Origin of the sequence: Mariprofundus sp. KV (assembly GCF_013387475.1) — a bacterium.
Taxonomy (GTDB): domain Bacteria; phylum Pseudomonadota; class Zetaproteobacteria; order Mariprofundales; family Mariprofundaceae; genus Mariprofundus.
Genome location: NZ_VWNB01000005.1, coordinates 119,176 through 132,324, shown reverse-complemented (window position 1 = coordinate 132,324; position 13,149 = coordinate 119,176). Strand labels below are relative to the sequence as shown.

11 protein-coding genes are annotated in these 13,149 nt (G+C 53.3%); 9 read left to right on the top strand and 2 right to left on the bottom strand.

Annotation, left to right across the window (positions count from 1 at the left end; translation table 11 throughout):
• Window positions 1-6 precede the first annotated feature (6 nt).
• On the top strand, window positions 7-471 hold the full coding sequence (locus F3F93_RS05585; RefSeq protein WP_176958180.1) for a MarR family transcriptional regulator: 465 nt from the start codon (window positions 7-9) through the stop codon (window positions 469-471).
• 58 nt (window positions 472-529) lie between these two features.
• Here F3F93_RS05585 and efp read toward each other — a convergent pair whose 3' ends face one another.
• Window positions 530-1,090 (bottom strand): elongation factor P, encoded by a 561-nt coding sequence (gene efp, locus F3F93_RS05580; RefSeq protein WP_176958179.1) that lies wholly within the window; start codon window positions 1,088-1,090, stop codon window positions 530-532.
• Window positions 1,091-1,271: 181 nt separating this feature from the next.
• Here efp and F3F93_RS05575 point away from each other — a divergent pair, with 181 nt between their 5' ends.
• The 8 genes from F3F93_RS05575 to F3F93_RS05540 all read left to right on the top strand — a co-directional run bounded on the left by F3F93_RS05575 (window position 1,272) and on the right by F3F93_RS05540 (window position 12,292).
• Window positions 1,272-2,087, top strand: coding sequence for a hypothetical protein (locus tag F3F93_RS05575; protein WP_176958178.1), 816 nt, complete (start codon window positions 1,272-1,274; stop codon window positions 2,085-2,087).
• A 211-nt stretch (window positions 2,088-2,298) separates the two neighbouring features.
• The gene (gene dapA / locus F3F93_RS05570) at window positions 2,299-3,198 is read left to right on the top strand and encodes a 4-hydroxy-tetrahydrodipicolinate synthase (protein WP_176958177.1); all 900 of its coding nucleotides are present in this window, start codon (window positions 2,299-2,301) and stop codon (window positions 3,196-3,198) included.
• A 7-nt stretch (window positions 3,199-3,205) separates the two neighbouring features.
• Complete coding sequence (locus tag F3F93_RS05565) at window positions 3,206-4,525, top strand: ATP-binding protein (RefSeq protein WP_176958176.1); 1,320 nt, start codon at window positions 3,206-3,208, stop codon at window positions 4,523-4,525.
• Between the two features lie 46 nt (window positions 4,526-4,571).
• Window positions 4,572-5,984 (top strand): sigma-54 dependent transcriptional regulator, encoded by a 1,413-nt coding sequence (locus F3F93_RS05560; RefSeq protein ID WP_176958175.1) that lies wholly within the window; start codon window positions 4,572-4,574, stop codon window positions 5,982-5,984.
• On the top strand, window positions 5,981-6,388 hold the full coding sequence (locus F3F93_RS05555; RefSeq protein ID WP_176958174.1) for a hypothetical protein: 408 nt from the start codon (window positions 5,981-5,983) through the stop codon (window positions 6,386-6,388). The genes F3F93_RS05560 and F3F93_RS05555 overlap by 4 nt, the downstream gene beginning before the upstream one ends.
• Window positions 6,389-6,456: 68 nt before the next feature.
• A complete protein-coding gene (locus F3F93_RS05550) occupies window positions 6,457-9,105 on the top strand; it encodes an ABC transporter substrate-binding protein (RefSeq protein ID WP_176958173.1) in 2,649 nt (882 codons plus the stop codon).
• Between the two features lie 75 nt (window positions 9,106-9,180).
• Entirely contained in the window at window positions 9,181-11,799 is a 2,619-nt protein-coding gene (clpB, locus tag F3F93_RS05545; protein ID WP_176958172.1) for an ATP-dependent chaperone ClpB, read from the top strand.
• Window positions 11,800-11,923: 124 nt separating this feature from the next.
• Complete coding sequence (locus tag F3F93_RS05540; protein WP_176958171.1) at window positions 11,924-12,292, top strand: cytochrome C; 369 nt, start codon at window positions 11,924-11,926, stop codon at window positions 12,290-12,292.
• Window positions 12,293-12,587: 295 nt separating this feature from the next.
• Here the strand turns inward: F3F93_RS05540 and F3F93_RS05535 are convergent, their stop codons facing one another.
• Window positions 12,588-13,076 (bottom strand): DUF2846 domain-containing protein, encoded by a 489-nt coding sequence (locus F3F93_RS05535; RefSeq protein ID WP_176958170.1) that lies wholly within the window; start codon window positions 13,074-13,076, stop codon window positions 12,588-12,590.
• Between the last annotated feature and the right edge of the window lie 73 nt (window positions 13,077-13,149).

Genomic DNA, 13,149 nt, shown 5'->3' with positions numbered 1-13,149 from the left:
TCATCCATGACTGTTGCAATGCCAAAACGTTTTGAAGATGGATTGGGTTATCTGGTACATCATCTGATGTACGCTTTTCGCCAGATGCTGGCCGAGCAGTGTGCCGCCAGCGGTTATCCGATTACTGCCGATGAACTGGCTGTGGTGATGATCATCCATCAATCTGAAGAGAAGCCGGGCCTTACCCAGAAGCAGTTGGCTGATACGCTGGCCAAGGATAAGGCGGTGATCACCCGTCTGCTCAATAGTCTGGCTGCAAAAGCGCTGGTGGTGCGCGCCACCGATGAGGTGGATCGCCGTGTTGTGCGTGCCAGCCTCACCGAACTGGGGGTAGAGGCGGCAGAGAAGCTGCGCCCCAAGCTGATGGAGATTCTCAAGCAGGCCTATAGTGATATCAGTGAGGAGGAGTTCCATCTTACCCGTGATGTGCTTGGCCGAATGCTGAGAAATGTGAAGGGTGTATCCCCCTAAATAAAAAAACGCGACCCTGAACAGGCCGCGTTTTAATTGTTGTTGATACTTTCAGTGATCAGGCGCGTTCGACGAATTCACCGTTATCGGTATTGACCTTTACACGTGTACCTGACTCCAGATAAGGCGGCACCATAATCGCAGCGCCGGTTTCCAGACGCCCCGGTTTATAGGAGCTGGTCGCCGTCTGGCCTTTAATGGCTGCATCACACTCCACCACTTCCAGGATCACAGTCTGAGGCAACTTCACATTCAACGGACGCTCTTCGTGAAACTCAACCTGAACCATCATCTCAGGCAGCAGATAGGGGAGGGCATTCTCCAGCATATCCGCATCAAGGGTGATCTGGTCGTAGGTCTCCATATCCATGAAGTGGTAGTCGTCACCATCGGCATAGAGGTACTGCATGTCGCGCTGGCTGAGGACTACGCGTTCAACACGTTCGGTAGAGTTGAAGCGCTTATTGGTTTTGTTGCCTGTTTCGATATTGCGCATCTCCAGCTGCATGCAGGCTACACCTTTACCGGGTGTGACATGGTTGGTCTTCATGACGCGCCACAGGCCGCTGTCGACCTCCAGGATATTGCCAACACGGACGCTGGTTACATTGATTTGCATGGGTTGTTCCTCACTTTTCATCGGCTCTATTGGGATCAGCCAGAGTGAAACTCTTTTCTCAAACGGCCCGGGACAATAGCTATTTGTGGCATTTCGGGCAACAATTCGCCTTCGCTCGTGATCCTCTATCTCAGGGAGTAGCCATGATTATCTGCCAAGCTCAAGTATTTGTGGTGCCTGTATGAGTCGTTCACATACGCTTCAGGAGTCGATGGATGATTTTATTCAGGGCACGGCTGCCAGCTTTACCTCCGGTTCTGCAGTGCACTCCACGCAGGAGCAGTGCATGGAGATGCTGGCGCAGTATCTGATTCACTACTCTGACCTGTTTCAGGACACGGAATTTAACGATGAGTCCGATTTTGCCGAGTGGGAAGAGGGGCTGGAGCAGCATATGGCTGACCTTCTCGAGGGTGATGTTGAGCCTACAAGTGATCTCGGTCAGTTGCCGATGGATGCGCTTGATCCTGAACATCTGCGCGATTTTCTCGGCTGGTTTTCGGTGCGTGAGACCAGTAATGCTGAACTTATTCAGGCCTACTCCGATGTCCTGCAGGCGTGGCTCTCGTTTAGTCACGAGCGTGGCTGGTTTAAACATGATGAGTACCTGAACCTGATAGAGATTCTGGCTGAGGTGACGCCGGATGCAGTCAGGGTCGCCCGACTCTCACGTGTGCTGTTCCATTTTGTCCGCTCCGGTGGCGGTGTTTCGCCACGCCTGCGCAGTAAACGCTTCTCACGCTTTGTTGAGGGGCATGGCCGGGTGGTTGCTGTGAACAGCGACTCGATTCTCTTCGACTTTGATAATATGCAGGAGCGCATTGGTCCGGTAGCGCTACCGCAGGTGATTCTTGAGATGATCGGAGAGGGTGATGTCTTTGATGTTGAACTCGGCCTGCGTGGTGATGCCTGGGTAATTGTCGATATCGGTCCGGTTTACCCCTCTTCGGTCTATGTTGAAGTGGAGGAGTATCAGGGGTTGGATAAGCGCTCCTGAATCCCATAAATATTTGAAGTCACTAAATTCAATATCTTCATTGCTGACATTTCGAATATAATTCTGCACGTCTGAAGTGTGCTGCAACGATGAGGGGGTGAATATATCTCCTTTCTCGAACAGATGATGCGGTTATAGTTCAGCCAGATAGCGATGACCCCGGCAACGGATGCGAAGCATTTGATTCGGGTGTCATCATTCGGAGGCAGGCATGTTCCACGGTACGATGACCGCACTGGTCACACCATTCGTAAACGGAAAGATTGATGAAGAGGCTTTCCGTGAGCATCTGGAGAGGCAGATCGAGGCTGGTGTTGATGGTGTCATTCCTGCCGGCACAACAGGTGAGGCGGCAACGCTCTCTTTTGATGAACACAAGCAGGTCATCCGTATGGCGGTGGAGCAGGTGGCAGGCCGTGTGCCGGTGATTGCCGGAACCGGTAGTAACAATACTGCTGAATCGATTGAGCTCACTGCTGCAGCCAAGGCGATCGGTGCGGATGCCGCATTGTTGATCTCCCCCTACTACAACAAGCCGACGCAGGAGGGAATCTACTGCCACTATAAGGCTGTTGCCGATGCCGTTCATCTGCCGCAGCTGGTTTATAATGTGCCCGGACGCACCAACTCCAATATCCTGCCGGAAACGGTTGGCAGGCTTTCGCATGTGGCCAATATTGTTGGCATCAAGGATGCCACGGCAAATATGGAGCAGCTGGCCCATACCATGGCCGCCTGCGGTGAGCGCATTGAGTTCTACTCCGGAGATGATGCTACAACGATGCCGTTTATGGCTATGGGTGGTCACGGTGTGATCTCAGTGGTCGCCAATATTGCCCCGCAGGCGATGCTGGCTTTAACCCGGGCGATGGCTGATGGTGATCTGCAACGGGCTCGTAAAGCCCAGTTTGCCATGCGCGAGCTTAACCGTGTGTTGTTTATTGAGGCCAATCCTATTCCGGTGAAGGCTGCATGTGCTGCATTGGGCTGGATGGGCAGTGAGCTGCGCCTGCCACTGTTGCCGCTTGCCGGCGAATCACTGCAAGCGCTGCACTGTGCAATGGCTGATTTTGAATTTGAAGGGCAACGGTTGGAGCTTGCTGAAAGCTGAGGCCTCGATGTCACGTTTACGCCTGATATTCAGTTTCAGGCGATTGGTGCACTCATTCGCCTATTTCGGTGCCACGCTGGCGGCGATTGCCGTCTTTGTACTGGTGCTGATGCTGGCCGAGTCGGCTGTGTATCTGGTTACCGGTATGCCGGTATCGGTATGGGCGATGGTGATTGCGGCAATTGCCGCAGCTTTCGGTTTTGCACCTCTGGTGCAGTCGATGCAGCGGGCGCTGGATCGACTCTTTTTCCGCCATCAGCTCGATATGCTGGCAGCGATTCGTCAGCTGGGTGCGGGAGACCTTGCCCAGTTGCCGTTGCAGGATATTGAATCAGCGCTGCTGGAGCGCATCTATAATGTCAGTCATCGCCGCTATGTGGCACTGGACGAACGTAACCGACCCGACGGCGGCTGGTACGCTTTTCCTGCCAATGCACCGATGGTCAATGAACTTGCCCATGATGGCAGGCATGAGGCCTATGACCTCTGTCTTGAGTTGCCCGATGCGACAGGCGAAGCCTACCTCTGGCTGGGGCCAAGGGTGGATAGCTGGCCTATGGATAGTGAGGAGCGCGCCAGTCTTGAGTCGCTGGCCAAATTCGCAGCCATGAGCCTGGAGCATGCCCGCCTGACCCATCAGCAGGCTGAAGCGGCCAGGCTTGACTCACTCTCGCGAGTCACCAAGCAGCTGCACTCCCATGATCTGAAAAACCGTCTGCATGATCTCTCCTTTCTTGCCCATCATCTGGCTTCCGGAAAGCTCGATGAGGAGGATGTGGCGCGCATGCTGACGGCGATTAAGAAGGTAACCGGAAGAATGCAGACGCTGATGCAGCGCATGAATGATCCCAACGCGCCGGTTGATCTCACGATAACACCGATCGATCTGGTTGCACTGCTGCAACGCAGTGTGAAAGATCGTCTCTGGCCGGAGTCGATCACCATTACCGACGACTACCAACGTCTGCCTGCTGTTGCAGGGGATGGTGATCAGCTGCAGGGGGTGTTTGAGAACCTCTATGACAACGCTGTGCAGTCGATGCAGCGTCAGGGCTCAATACACATTGAGACCAGGGTGATAGAAAACAGTGACCATCAGGCGATGGCTGAAGTGCGGATCAGCGATCAGGGTTGTGGCATGACACCTCAATTTCTTAACAATCGACTGTTCAGGCTTTTTGCGACCAGCAAGAGCAACGGGCTGGGTGTCGGGCTCTACCTCTCACGCAGGATCGTCACTGCCCATGGTGGAATGATTACGGCACAAAGTGAAGGGGTGGGCAAAGGTTCCACCTTCATTGTGCAACTGCCGTTGTGGCAGGGTTAGTGAGAAGCTCAATAAGCGTTAATGCACTGATAAAGGAGCATCTTTTATGAAACAAACGGTACTTGTCGTTGATGATAACGATATCAATCGACTGAATTTGAAGCTGTTGCTGAAAGAGTCATATCAGATTCTTGAGGCGGGTGATCTGGAGGGGGCGGACCAGATGCTCTCGGGCAATCGGGTGGATCTTGTCGTGCTGGATCTGGCGCTGCCGCCGGAACCGGATAATCCCGAGATCGGCATGGGTTATCTGGCACGATTAAGAAAAGAGAGTCCTGATACACCTGTGGTGGTGATTACCGGTCATGATGAACGCGCTTTTGCAGTGCGGGCCCAGGAGCTGGGGGCGCTGGACTTTTTCGGCAAGCCATTTGATCCGGATGAGGTGAAGAGCACCATTGACCGCAGCATGGAGACCAGCTGGAAGGCGATGCGTGAGCAGGAGATGGAGCGCGCACTGCAGAGTCAGGTTAATACCGATCTGCTGGGAGAGTCGGAGGTAATGCAGCAGCTCAGGGGTTTGATTGAGCAGGTAGCCCGTGCCCCGTCTACGGTGTTGATCTGCGGTGAGACCGGCACGGGCAAGGAGCTGATTGCACGTAAACTGCATGCGGCTAGCAACCGGTCAGAGCAGCCCTTTATTGCTATCAACTGTGCTGCGATGAGCGCAGACATGCTGGAGAGTGAACTGTTTGGCTACGAGATGGGAGCATTCTCCGGTGCAGGAAAACGCAAGCTGGGATGGTTTGAGCGGGCCAGTGGCGGCACCCTGTTTCTTGATGAGGTGGCGGGTTTGCCGCTACAGGTTCAGGCCAAGTTGCTGCGGGTGTTGGAGTCGGGTGAATTCTCCCGACTTGGTGGCGAGGCGATTCTCTATTCGGATGTGCGTCTGATCTGCTCAACCCGTGAGGATCTCGAACGCAATGTGGCAGAAGGTCTGTTTCGGGATGATCTCTACTATCGTATTCATGTGGTTGAAATTGCAGTTGCCCCGCTGCGTGATCACATTGATGATCTGCCCGAACTGGCTGAGGCTATTCTGCTGCGCAAGGCTGCGATGTGTGGTAAGCGTATGGATGGCTTCTCCGAGGATGTGCTTGAACAGCTCTCCCGCTACAGCTGGCCGGGTAATGTCAGGGAGCTTGAAAACGTGATTGAACGAGCCGTTGTGCTGGCTTCTGGCGAGGTGGTTGAAGCGATTCCGTCTCTGGCCGGGCCTCAGTTTGTCAGCGATGATATTGATCCGCTACAGCTCTGGTTTCAGCAGTTGCCTGATAGCGGCATTCGCGCCGAGAAGGCAGTGGCTGAATTTGAACGCCAGCTTGTTGAGGCGGCACTGGAGCGCAACCACCACATCAAAGCCAGGGCTGGTCGCTGGCTCGGTTTTGGCGATCGTGCCAAAGATAAGATGCGCTATCTTTGTGATAAATATGATATTGAGGTTCAGGAGGGGTTATGAGGAAGCTGTTTGGCTTGCTGATTTTTGGCCTCAGTCTCTCTCTGTTGGGAGGGGCGCAGCCCACCTATGCAACTGAAACTGACTACCTCTACTACCGTGATGCCAATGTGCCACCATTTCAGAAATCACGTGAGTTTTTTGATATGCCGAACCGTTCCGGTCTGTATGAGGTGACGATGGTCTCCGATACTGTCGGACCACTGACCTTTCGCATTGTCAGGGTACATGGCGATAGTGAAGAGACGATGCAGCAGCGTCGTAGCTATAAGGTTGGTGCCCATGAGTTTCAGGCCAGCTTTAACAACCCTGAAGGAGCGGATGATCTGATTGTTGAGATCGCCAATTCCAATCCTGCAACGGTTGCCAAGGTCGCAGTTTTTGTTGTGGAACTTCCTAATCGTTAAGTGGCTATGAAGTCATGGTCGTTGTGTTGTCGTTGCTGTCTCTGTTCGCAGCCTCTAACCTGCTTGCCATGAGGTTACTTCTTATTGTTCTGTCGATGATGCCATTGCTTTGGGCAGCGCCTGCCTCTGCTCATGACGGCGGTCTTGAAACTGTCGGCTTGCACCTGAAATGGAAGCATCAGTTCCAGTTTGCCGGTTACTATATGGCTATTGAAAAGGGGTATTTTGCTGATGAGGGGCTGAATGTTGAACTCATTGAGGGAGGCCCGGGTAAAAATCCGGTCAGGGCGTTGCTGGAGGGGCATGCACAATATGCCGTTGGCAATGCCAGTGCGCTTCTGGACAGGGCTGAAGGCAGTCCCATCGTTGTTCTGGCCTCTGTTTTTCAACATACAGCGCAGGTGATCTATACACGTCCGGATATCAACTCTCCGGCAGCGTTGCGCGGTAAGCAGATTGTGATGCTGCAGGATGGGCGGCGTGAGGTAGAGGCGTTTGCCCTGCTGAAAAAGTTTGCCATCAACAGAGGGGATTTTATTCACCTGCCATCCGGTCGCGCAGAGGATCTTGTCTCCGGCAAGATTGATGCATGGCCCGGTTACAGCAGCAATGAGGCGTATCTGTTTGATCAGCAGGGTGTGCACTATCGCATGTTCAGGCCTCAGGATTACGGTCTGGATATCTATGGCGATACGTTACTGACCACTGAGCAGGAGCTGGAGGAGCATGCAGGGCGAGCCGACGGTTTTCATCGCGCCACGATCAAGGGCTGGGAGTATGCCTTAAGTCATGTTGATGAGGTGATAGAACTGATCAAAGCGAAATATGATTCCCAGCAGAAGTCACGTGACTACCTTCGCTTTGAGGCAGAGGAGATCATCACGCTGATGAATGCCAGTGTGATTCCTGTTGGCCTATCAAACCCCAAACGCTGGCAACGAATCGCTGACGAATTTGAAGTTCTGGGTTATCCGATTGGAGATGGAAAGCTTGAGTGGGAGCGGTTTCTCTACCAGCCCAAACCAACAATGACGCACCTTCTCAATAATCATCTCTACCCCCATCGATTCTGGATTGGCATCGCTTTTTTGGTTGTCTTGATTCTGATTCTCTACACCTTCAATCGGCAGCTGCGCCAGGGCATACTCAGGCGAACAGGTGAGCTGGAGAAGCTCTCCAGTGAGTACAAAGAGATCCTTGATCAGATGCAGGATACCTACTATCGCGTCAATTTGGAGGGAGAGCTGATCTGGGTCTCCGCCTCGATCAAACGCCTGGGTTATGATCGCGACAGCCTGATCGGCAAACGTACGCCTGAACTCTATTATGAAGAGGATGGGCGAGAGAAGCATCTTCAGGCGTTGTCAGATAGTGGTGGTAACATAGAACATTATGAACTTTGCCTGAAACACCGGGATGGCTCCCGCTTCTGGGCTGAATCCAATTCGCACTACTGTTATGATGAAGATGGCAATGTTGTGGGGGTGGAGGGGAACCTTCGTGATATCAATGCACGCAAGCTGGCCGAGCAGGAGCGGGAAGAGTTGACCAGTCAGCTGCAGCAGGCGCAGAAGATGGAGAGTGTCGGTGTGCTGGCTGGCGGTATCGCCCATGATTTTAACAACCTGCTGGTCGGGGTGATGGGCAATGCAGAACTGGCGCTGCTTGATGCACCTGCTGAAGGGGAAATCCGTTATTATCTGCAGCAGGTTTTCAAGGCTTCGAGAAAGGGGGCTGATCTGGTGCGCCAGATGTTGGCCTATTCGGGAAAGGGGCGCTTTACGATGGGTGAGCAGAACCTGAATACACTTATTACCGATGTCTCGGAACTGCTCGGCACGGTGATCGGCAAACGGGTGGAGCTGCAGCTGGAGCTGCAGGAGGGGCTTGCAAATCTGCACGGCGACAAGAGTCAGCTGACCCAGATGTTGATGAATCTGATGACCAATGCCTCTGAGGCGATGCAGGGCAAACCGGGTACCATTACATTGCGAACCGGTAGCGTCTATCTGCGCAGCAGTGATTTTTCGCGCATGTACATGAAAGAGAAGCTTGCTGAGGGGGAGTTTGTCTTCATTGAGGCTTGTGATAGCGGTTGTGGCATGGATAAGGATACTCAGCAGCGCATTTTCGATCCCTTTTTTACCACCAAGGAGATGGGCAGTGGTCTCGGTCTGGCAGCACTGCTTGGCATTGTACGTAGCCATGCGGGGGCTCTCTCACTGTATAGTGAGCCGGGGCGAGGCTCCTGTTTCAAGATCTATTTCCCGGCACTGAAAGGTGGAGTTGTAGAGTCTCTCGCAGAGCAGACAGGTCAGTATGAGTTGCCTGTGGCGCTGCGTGGCACAGTGCTGCTGGTTGATGATGAGCCGGCGGTGCGGGAGGTGGCCAGCCGCATTCTGCACCGCGAGGGGTTGAAGGTGATCACAGCAGATGATGGGGAGATGGGCTTGAACCTGTTGCAGAAGCACAGTGATGAGATCTCCCTGGTGATTCTTGATCTGACCATGCCCAGGCTGGATGGGGAGCAGGCGTTCCATATGATGCATGCCAGATATCCGGAGATTCCGATCCTTCTGAGCAGCGGTTTTTCCGAATGTGAAGCGGCGGAGCGTCTGTTTGCACACGGCTTGGCCGGATTTGTGCGAAAACCCTACACTCGCAAAGCATTGCTGCAGGCGGTGAGTGAGGCCGATGTTAATGGAAGCGCTCTCTAACCCTTGGATTTGCTCCTCTAAAACCCTATAGGGTCAATATCGAACGGTTCTCCGTTGCAGTGCAGGAGTTGAATCATGGATATGAACAGAATGACCCGGAAAGTGAGTGAGGCGATTGCATCGGCGCAGTCGCTGGCGACACGCCTGTCACATCAGGAGGTGGATGGAGAGCATCTGCTGGCTGAGCTGTTGGCGCAGAAGGATGGTTTAGCTCCCCGCCTGATCGACCAGTGTGGCGTTGCCATCGATCTTCTTAAAGGCAAGGTTCAGGCCTCACTCTCCAAGCGTCCAAAAGTGGCACTCGGCCCTTCGCAGGCCAATACCCTCTATGTCACGCAACGCCTGCAGCAACTTTTTGTTCAGGCCGAGGATGAGGCAAAAAAACTTAAAGATGAGTACATCTCTGTTGAACATCTGCTGCTTGGTTTTATCAGTGAACAGGAAAAAAGTGATGCGGGCAGGGCCTTTAAAGAATTTGGTATTTCACGTGATAAGTTCATGCAGGCACTTGAGAAGGTGCGTGGTCATCAACGGGTCACCAGCGATTCGCCAGAGTCCCAGTATGACGCACTGAGTAAATATGGTGTCGATCTGGTTGAGATGGCCAGAAACGGAAAACTCGATCCGGTCATCGGCCGCGATACCGAGATTCGTTCAGTGGTACGCATTCTCTCGCGCAAAACCAAGAATAATCCGGTGCTTATCGGTGAGCCGGGTGTGGGTAAAACAGCCATTGCCGAAGGGCTGGCGCAACGTATCGTCTCCGGCGATGTGCCTGAGGGCTTGAAGGATCGCAAACTCTTCTCACTGGATATGGCCGCCCTGATGGCCGGAGCCAAATATAGAGGTGAGTTCGAGGAGCGCCTGAAAGCGGTACTCAAAGAGATCAAGGAGTCCGACGGGCGCACGCTGCTGTTTATTGATGAGCTGCATACCATTGTCGGTGCCGGTAAAACAGAAGGTAGTAGTGATGCGGGCAATATGCTCAAGCCGATGCTGGCGCGTGGTGAACTGCACTGTATCGGTGCCACCACACTGGATGAGTATCGCCGTTATATTGAGAAGGATGCTGCGCTGGAGCGCCGTTTTCAGCCGATTATTGTCGATGCGCCCAATGTGGAGGATACCATTTCGATCCTGCGTGGTCTGCGTGAGCGGTTTGAGCTGCATCACGGAGTGCGTATCGCCGATGCCTCGCTGGTGGCTGCGGCAACCCTCTCCGATCGTTATATCTCTGATCGCTTTCTGCCCGACAAAGCGATTGATCTGGTCGATGAGGCGTGTGCTTCGATCCGCACAGAGATGGATTCGATGCCTGCTGAACTTGATGAGATCAGCCGCAGGGCAATGCGCCTGGAGATTGAGGAGACTGCACTGAAGAAGGAGAAGGATGCGGCCAGTGCCGAGCGGCTGAAAGGGCTGCGCAGGGAGCTGGCTGATCTGCAGGAGCGACGGGATGTGATGCGTTCGCAGTGGCAGAAGGAGAAGGGGGCGATCACGCTGGTACAGAAGCTGCGTGAGAAGATTGAGCAGACCCGCTTTGAGATTGAGGCGGCCGAGCGCAAGTATGAGCTGGAGAAGGTGGCATCACTGCGTTATGGCACGCTGCCAGAGCTTGAGAAAGAGCTGGCTACACTGGAGGCCAGTAGTCACCAATCGCATGGACTGCTGCGCGAAGAGGTGAGTGAGGAGGAGATTGCTCAGGTTGTGGCTCGCTGGACAGGCATTCCTGTGACCAGACTGCTCGAAGGTGAGCGCGAAAAGCTGCTCAAGCTTGAGTCGCTCCTGCATGAACGGGTGATCGGGCAGGATGAAGCTGTGAAAGCGGTCGCCGATGCAGTGCTGCGTGCACGCGCCGGTATCCGTGATCGCCATCGTCCGATCGGCTCATTTCTCTTCCTTGGCCCTACCGGTGTCGGTAAAACCGAGCTGGCACGTACACTGGCCAGATCCCTGTTTGACTCCGAAGATAATATGGTGCGTATTGATATGTCCGAATATATGGAGCGGCATACAGTATCCCGACTGGTCGGAGCACCTCCGGGTTATGTCGGATTTGAGGAGGGGGGGCAGCTTACTGAAGCAGTACGGCGTAAACCCTACTGTGTACTGCTGCTTGATGAGGTGGAGAAGGCGCATCCGGATGTGTTTAATATCCTGCTGCAGCTTCTCGATGACGGTCGTCTGACAGACAGTCATGGTCGCACTGTCAATTTTCAGAATACCATCATTATCATGACCAGCAATATCGGTTCTCAGTATCTGCTTGATGGTATCGATAGTCATGGCGTGATTGGCGAGTCGGCACGAACTCAGGTGATGGCGGCACTGCGCGGCCACTTCCGTCCTGAGTTTCTCAACAGGGTGGATGACACCGTACTCTTCCAGCCACTGAGTGAAGCGGTGATTGCTGAGGTGGTGGCACTCTTCCTTAACGAGTTACGGCTGCGACTGCATGAACAGCAGATTGGTCTGGATGTCACTGCCGCTGCAACAGCCTGGCTGTGTAGTGAAGGGTATGATCCGGTTTACGGTGCCCGCCCGTTAAAACGCTTTATCCAGCAGCAGCTGGAGACACCCGTGGCGCGCATGCTGATCGGTGCTGAAGTGATGCCCGGTGGCACCATTACCGTGGATGTGGCTGATGATCTGTTGAGTTTTAAATGCAGTTTGCAGGGGGAATTGCAGCCGTAGAAGGTCAGTTCCCCCCTATGGGGGATTCTTTTCCACTGCCTCTTATTTTTGTCAAGCTTAGGGTTGACACCATGAGGCGGCGTGCGTAGCAAGTCATCTCCAAATTCGAGAGGAGGATTTATTTATGAAAAAAGCACTATTTGTTGCAGCCGCAGCTGCATTCGTAATGGGCGGCATGGCAGCTACTGCTGATGCCAGCGCACTGGGCAAGTGTAAAGCTTGTCACCACCTGGACTCTGATGCCAAAAAAGTTGGCCCAGGTCTGAAGACTGTTGCTGGTCGCACCCAGGGTGGCGTTGACGGCTTCAAGTACGGCTCTTACCTGCAGGCTCAGAAGGCTGCTGGCGCAGTATGGGACGACGCAGCTCTGGAAGCATGGGTTTGTGCCTCTAAAGACGTTGCCAAAGCTGCACACGGCAAGTCTAAAATGCCTAACCAGAAAGTATGTGGCGACAAAGCGAAAGCTGCTGTTGCTGAGATGAAAGCGCTGTAATTCAGTTTCAACTGATTGAAAGCGATCCATGGCAACATGGGTCGCTTTTTTTTATGGCGATGAAAAAAGATGGGGGGCAGAGAGAGAACCGGGCACCTCTCTTAAGGGGAGAGGGGAGTGAAAGGTGCCCGGCCAGTGCTTCAAAGGGGATATCAGGAAGAAGCACTTCTTTCTATCCTCCTATTCAGCATATTACATGCCAATATGTTGATCGGCCTCAACAGTGTGAATCTGCAGTTGTGGCTGGGAGATATGCTGAAAGTGTAAGCAGTTGATGCCTGCTGTTTGATCAGCCTCAATATCGATTCGGGTTTGAGAGGCTCTCTATCATCGGTTTGGTGTAGCCCATCTGAACCAGCTCCTTGTGAGCTGTATTCTCTTCAATCGCATCTACAAAGTTGATGTCCGGAGCGAACAGTTTGCAGATGCGATGGTATTTGATGTAGTAGATCTTTCCCGCTTCAAAGTCGAAGGTCTCTCTGCCCTGATGATAGTTGGTAAAGCGGGTCACAATATTGGTAATGGTGATCGTGTAGTTGCCGGGTTCAGCGGTGACCGAGGTATAGGCATCATTACCAAGGGCTGCGACATTTTTTTTGTTGGCACTGATATAGAACGGGTCGGTGATATTGCAGAGGTCAGCGGGCCGGTAAAAGATGACCACAGCCTTGCTCTGATCGCCGATCGCAACGGGTTGAAACTTCGACCCCAGCGACACGCAGCCTGCAGTTGTCAGGATAACGATGATGGCGACTGCTTTTGTAATCAGATCAATGCGGTTCATATAACGCAATATCCTCTTCGCTTGAAATTAGTTCAAGTGCTCTGTTTGGCGTGGTTATCGGACAATGTGCATC